The sequence below is a fragment of the Bradyrhizobium sp. LeoA1Lang genome, from assembly GCF_055413685.1.
Genome location: NZ_JBVAPG010000293.1, coordinates 1 through 5,271 on the forward strand (window position 1 = coordinate 1; position 5,271 = coordinate 5,271).

The 5,271-nt window shown below is 62.8% G+C and carries 4 protein-coding genes and 1 pseudogene; 2 read left to right on the forward strand and 3 right to left on the reverse strand.

All coding sequences use genetic code 11. The features are described 5' to 3' along the window. Nucleotides 1-202 precede the first annotated feature (202 nt). Entirely contained in the window at nt 203-1,552 is a 1,350-nt protein-coding gene (locus tag ACZYOF_RS41940) for an MATE family efflux transporter (protein ID WP_463719412.1), read from the forward strand. 200 nt (nt 1,553-1,752) lie between these two features. Continuing rightward, a complete protein-coding gene (panE, locus tag ACZYOF_RS41945; RefSeq protein WP_463719413.1) occupies nt 1,753-2,673 on the forward strand; it encodes a 2-dehydropantoate 2-reductase in 921 nt (306 codons plus the stop codon). Between the two features lie 102 nt (nt 2,674-2,775). Here the strand turns inward: panE and ACZYOF_RS41950 are convergent, their stop codons facing one another. From ACZYOF_RS41950 to ACZYOF_RS41960, 3 genes and pseudogenes are all read right to left on the reverse strand, one after another. Then, nucleotides 2,776-3,369, reverse strand: a complete 594-nt coding sequence (locus ACZYOF_RS41950; protein ID WP_463719414.1) for a c-type cytochrome — start codon at nt 3,367-3,369, stop codon at nt 2,776-2,778. Between the two features lie 198 nt (nt 3,370-3,567). Next, nucleotides 3,568-4,845: a PQQ-dependent sugar dehydrogenase gene (locus ACZYOF_RS41955; protein WP_463719415.1), complete on the reverse strand. Its 1,278-nt coding sequence runs from the start codon at nt 4,843-4,845 to the stop codon at nt 3,568-3,570. Between the two features lie 298 nt (nt 4,846-5,143). Further along, a pseudogene (locus ACZYOF_RS41960) lies at nt 5,144-5,271 on the reverse strand (IS481 family transposase); the annotation flags it as partial.

The window sequence follows — 5,271 nt, forward strand, 5'->3', positions numbered from 1 at the left end:
GTCTGGGCGGATGGGACGGCTACTATGGCAAGCCCGGGCCGAAAACGATGCGCCTGGGGCTCGAAGCCTTCCAGCGCATCAAATTTGGTACCAGTCTGGCGCTCCGCGATGTGTGAATCGGACAGCCCGCAAGCGGGGGAGGTGAACTCGCGGCCCGACTGACTCAATCAGCTACCCCACATGCTTTAGCAGGTACCTTCCCATGTCCACGCCGCCGCCGCTCTGGAGGACCTTCCTCGCCTTCCTGCTGCCGATGATGCTGAGCAACATCCTGCAGGCGCTGTTCGGCACCATCAACAGCGTCTATCTGGGACAGATGATCGGGGTCGATGCGCTCGCCGCCGTCTCGGTGTTCTTCCCGGTGATGTTCTTCCTGATCGCCTTCGTGATGGGCTTAAGCTCCGGCGCGACCGTGCTGGTCGGCCAGGCCTTCGGCGCCGGCCAATCTGACAAGGTCAAGGCGGTGGCCGGCACCACGCTGACGGTTGCGCTCCTGCTGGCCATTGGCATCGCGCTGTTCGGATTGCTGTTCACGCGCGATCTGCTGGTCGCGCTCGCCACACCGGCTGATATCCTCGATGCCGCCACGTCCTACGCGCGGACCATGATGGTCACGATGCCGCTTACCTTCGCCTTCATCCTGGCCAGTTCGATGCTGCGCGGCGTCGGCGACACGCTGACGCCGCTGGTCGCGCTCGCGATTTCGACCGTCATCGGCCTCGTGGTGACGCCGGCGCTGATCCGCGGCTGGCTTGGCCTGCCGCATCTCGGCGTCGCCAGCGCCGCCTGGGCCTCGGCGGTATCGAGCCTGCTGACGCTGATATGGCTCCACCTCTATCTGCGGCGACGAGGCCATGCGCTGGCTTTCGATGCCGCGTTCCTGCGCGCGATGCGGCCGGACGGCACGCTGCTGCGAACCGTGTTGCGGCTCGGCATTCCCGCAGCGCTCGGCATGGTGGTGATGTCGCTCGCCGAGCTGGTGCTGCTCGGCCTCGTCAACGGCTTCGGCTCCAACGCCACGGCGGCCTATGGAGCGGTCAACCAGGTCTTGAGCTATGTGCAGTTTCCCGCGCTGTCGATCGCGATCTCGGTCTCGATCTTCGGAGCGCAGGCGATCGGCCGCGGCCAAGCCGGCCAGATCGGCGCCATCGTCGGCACCGGGCTGAAGATGAACCTGATCCTGACCGGCGGACTGGCCGCGCTAGGCTATCTGTTTTCCCGCACGCTGATGGGCTTTTTCATCACCGACCCCGCCGTGCTCGAGCTCGCGCAGGGGCTGCTGCACATCGTGCTGTGGAGCTCGGTCCTGTTCGGGATGTCGACGGTGTTTTCGGGGGCGATGCGCGCCGGCGGCACGGTCTGGATGCCGCTCTTGATCTCCGCCCTCGCGATCATGCTGGTCGAGATCCCGTCCGCCATCATCCTCAGCCGGCTGATCGGCATCGAGGGGGTGTGGGTCGCCTATCCGATCACCTTCTGCACCATGTTCCTGCTGCAGATGGCCTATTACATGCTGGTCTGGCGGAAGCAGACGGTCGAGCGTTTGATTTGACACGACACAGTATGATGACCATCATCATACTGTAGACGTGCCGCGAAGATCGCGACAGAATGGACCACCGGAACGGAGGAGCGAAGAAGAAGTAGTTACCCAGGGATTCTCGCTTGACGGAAAGCATCCATCCCTATTCGCTACTCCCCATTCGCCATTCACCTGCCATCCCCGAAGCAACAACAACAAGGAATCATCCCATGCGCGTTCTCGTCGTCGGCGCCGGTGCGATCGGCGGATATTTCGGCGGGCGGCTGCTGCAGGCCGGCCGTGACATTACGTTCTTGGTGCGCCCCAAGCGCGCATCCGAACTCGCGACTGCCGGGCTTGTGATCAAGAGCCCAAACGGCGACGTGACCTTGAAGAATCCGCCGACGGTGCAGGCTGACAAGTTGACCGAGAAATTCGACGTCGTGCTGTTGAGCTGCAAGGCGTTCGACCTGGACGATGCCATCAAGTCGTTCGCACCGGCGGTCGGACCGAATACCGCCATCATCCCGCTGCTCAACGGCATGCTGCATCTGAGCGCGCTCGACAAGAAATTCGGCGCCGAGCAGGTTCTCGGCGGCCTCTGCGCGATTGCGGCAACGCTCAATGAAGCGCGCGAGGTGGTGCAGCTTCAGCCGATGCAGTCGCTGACGTTCGGCGAACGCGACGGCAAGATGTCGGACCGCGTGCGCGCGATCGCGGAGGTGTTTTCCGCCGTCAATGGCGCAACCGCCAGCGATCATGTGATGCAGGACATGTGGGAAAAGTGGGTGTTCCTGGCTTCGCTCGCGGCTTCCACCAGCCTGATGCGCACCTCCGTCGGCAACATCCTGGCCGCGCCCGGCGGCAAGGATTTCCTGCTCGGCATGCTCGACGAATGCAGCGCGGTGGCGACCGCCGAAGGCTATGCGCCGGGTGGACCGTTCTTCGAGCGCGTCAAGGGCATGCTGACCGCCGCGGGTTCGCCGATGACCGCCTCGATGTTCCGCGACATCAAGGCCGGCTTGCCGGTCGAAGCCGATCACGTGATCGGCGACCTCGTCGCCCGCGCCGACGCCGCGAAGATTCCCGTGCCGAAATTGCGCACGGCATATACGCATCTCAAGGCGTACGAATTGCAACGGGGCAAGTAGTCCTGTAGCCCGGGTGGAGCGCAGCGCAACCCGGGAACACTTTGCGCCGCGGAGAGACTGCCCCGGGTTACGCTGCGCTCCACCCGGGCTACGGCATCACCATCAGAGATGTGCCAGATAATGCGCGAGCGCGGTGATCTCTTCTTCGCTCAGGGGATAGGCGACCTCGGCCATCGCGGCCATGCCGCCGCCGGAGCGCGCGCTGGACTTGTAGTCGTGCAGCGCCTTGACGAGATAATCCTCGCGCTGGCCGGCGATGCGCGCCACCGCCTTGGTGCCGGCATAGCTGTCGGTATGGCATGACGCGCAGCGGCGGCCGGCGGCGGCCTGCTTGCCCTTTTCCGACAGATCAGGATCGTCGTCCTTCGGGCCCTTCGGCGGCGTCAGCGAGGAGAAGTAGGCGCCGAGATTGCGGATGTCGTCATTGTTGAGCTGCTCGACGATCGGCTGCATCAGCTCGTTCTTGCGGGTGCCGGCGCGGAAGAACACGAGCTGCCACTGAAGGAACTGATCGGGCTGGCCGGCGAGCGAGGGGATGTTCTCGGTCTGCGAAATGCCGTTCTCGCCGTGGCATGAGACGCACATCTCTGCTTTTTCCTTGCCGGCCGCGACATCGGCGGCGCGGGCGGGAGATGCCAGAAGAATTGAAGCCAGCGCAAAGCCGCTTGCTACATACCAGACAAACCGCTTACGCATGAGCCACACATCCATGTCACTGAGTTCGTCATTCCGGGGCGCGACGAAGTCGCGAGCCCGGAATCCATAACCCGCGCTCGTGGTTATGGGTTCCGGACTCGCCCGCTCCGCGTGCGATCCGGAACGACGATACGAGAGATCGAAAAGAAAAAGGCCGCGGCCGCCATCCGGCCACCGCAGCCTCCGTTTGTCACAGTCTCACTTCTTGCTGTAGCTGATGCGATAGATCGCACCGGCCCAATCATCCGCAACGAGGATCGAGCCATCCTTGTCGAGGATGATGTCAGCAGGACGGCCGAGATAGCCCTGGTCGCCCTCGATCCAGCCGGACGCCAACACTTCCTGCTTGGGGTTCTTGCCGTCGGGACCGACGATCACGCGCACGATGCGCGCGCCCTGGTACTTGTGCCTGTTCCACGAGCCGTGCTCGGCGATCAGGATGTTGTTCTTGTAGTCCGCCGGAAATTGATTACCGGTGTAGAACTTCATGCCGAGCGGAGCGACGTGGGCGCCGAGGTTGAGCACAGGCGGCGTGAACTCCGAGCATTTGTGCCCCATTGCGAATTTCGGATCGGGCAGGTCGCCCTGGTGGCAATAGGGATAGCCGAAATGCTCGCCGATCTTCGAGATCATGTTGAGCTTGTCGCTCGGCAGATCGTCGCTGATCCAGTCGCGCGCGTTCTCGGTGAACCAGTAGCGGCCGGTGCGCGGATCGACATCGCCGCCGACGCTGTTGCGCACGCCGAGCGCCCAGATTTCCGCATTGCCGGTCTTGGGATCGACGCGGCGGATCTGCGAGAGGCTGGTCGGGGGAACGCCGATGTTGAAGGGCGGTCCGAACGGAATGTAGAACCAGCCGTCCTTGTCAACAGCGATATATTTCCAGCCATGCGCGGCATAGGAGGGCATGTCGTCATAGACCACCTTGCCCTGGCCGAGATTGTCGAGATTGGCCTCCGCATTATCGTAGCGGATCAGCTTGTCGACTGCGATCACGTAGAGCGCGCCGTCGCGGAAGGCGAGGCCGGTGGGCATGTTGAGCCCTTTGAGGATGGTCTTGACCTCTTTCTTGCCGTTGTTGTCCTTGATCGCGTAGACGTTACCGAGCCCGAACGAGCCGACGAACAGCGTGCCCTTGTCGCCCCAGGCCATCTGCCGCGCGGCGAGCACGTTCGACGCGTAGACCTCGATCTTGAAGCCTTGTGGCAGCTTGATCTTCTTGATCAGCGCCGCCAGCTCGGAGTCGGAGGCGCCGGTCGGCGGTCCTGATGGCGGCGCGAGGCCCTTTTGCGTTTCGGTCTCGTCGCCGAGGAACCAGTCATCCGGCGGATGGGTCCAGAATTCCTTGGTGCCGGATTCGTATTTCTTCAGCGACCTGCCCTTGTCCTGCTGCTGTTGCGCATTGGCAAAGCCAGTCCCCGCCACGAGGGCGATGGTGGCAAGCGCAAGAATGGAACGATTGAAAACCGATTGCATCGCGTTACTCCCCTATCCAGCCGGGCGGCTGGCTCTTTATTGATTCTAACGAGACGATCGTAGTGGCCTGCGAGAGAGAGGCCAGAGCAGAGAATGGTAGCACATCCCCCGCGCGAGAGAAGCGCAGGCGATCAACGCCGGATTCGAGCGAGGCCAAGACAAGTTGAAGGAAGCTTGTTGGCGGCCGCGCATTACGCTGCAACGCGTTATATCCGGCTGGGATGGACGCCCGCCCTCGCCGATGCACAGGTCATGTGCCATATTTTTCGGGATGATGACGAAGATCCTTCAGGACATCTTAGATGTGGAGCCTCAAGAGGTTGTCCTCGGTGAGACCGAGTCTGCTGATCGGCGTTTGAGATTTTATACCGCCGTGAGGCCGATGCCAGTTGTATTGGTGCAGCCAGATCGGAAGCTCGTCGGCAC

What these genes read in the sequence shown, in the direction of transcription:
- ACZYOF_RS41940 (WP_463719412.1), top strand. Translation starts at nt 203, where the DNA reads ATGTCCACGCCGCCGCCGCTCTGGAGGACCTTCCTCGCCTTCCTGCTG.
- panE (WP_463719413.1), top strand. Translation starts at nt 1,753, where the DNA reads ATGCGCGTTCTCGTCGTCGGCGCCGGTGCGATCGGCGGATATTTCGGC.
- ACZYOF_RS41950 (WP_463719414.1), bottom strand. Translation starts at nt 3,369, where the DNA reads ATGCGTAAGCGGTTTGTCTGGTATGTAGCAAGCGGCTTTGCGCTGGCT.
- ACZYOF_RS41955 (WP_463719415.1), bottom strand. Translation starts at nt 4,845, where the DNA reads ATGCAATCGGTTTTCAATCGTTCCATTCTTGCGCTTGCCACCATCGCC.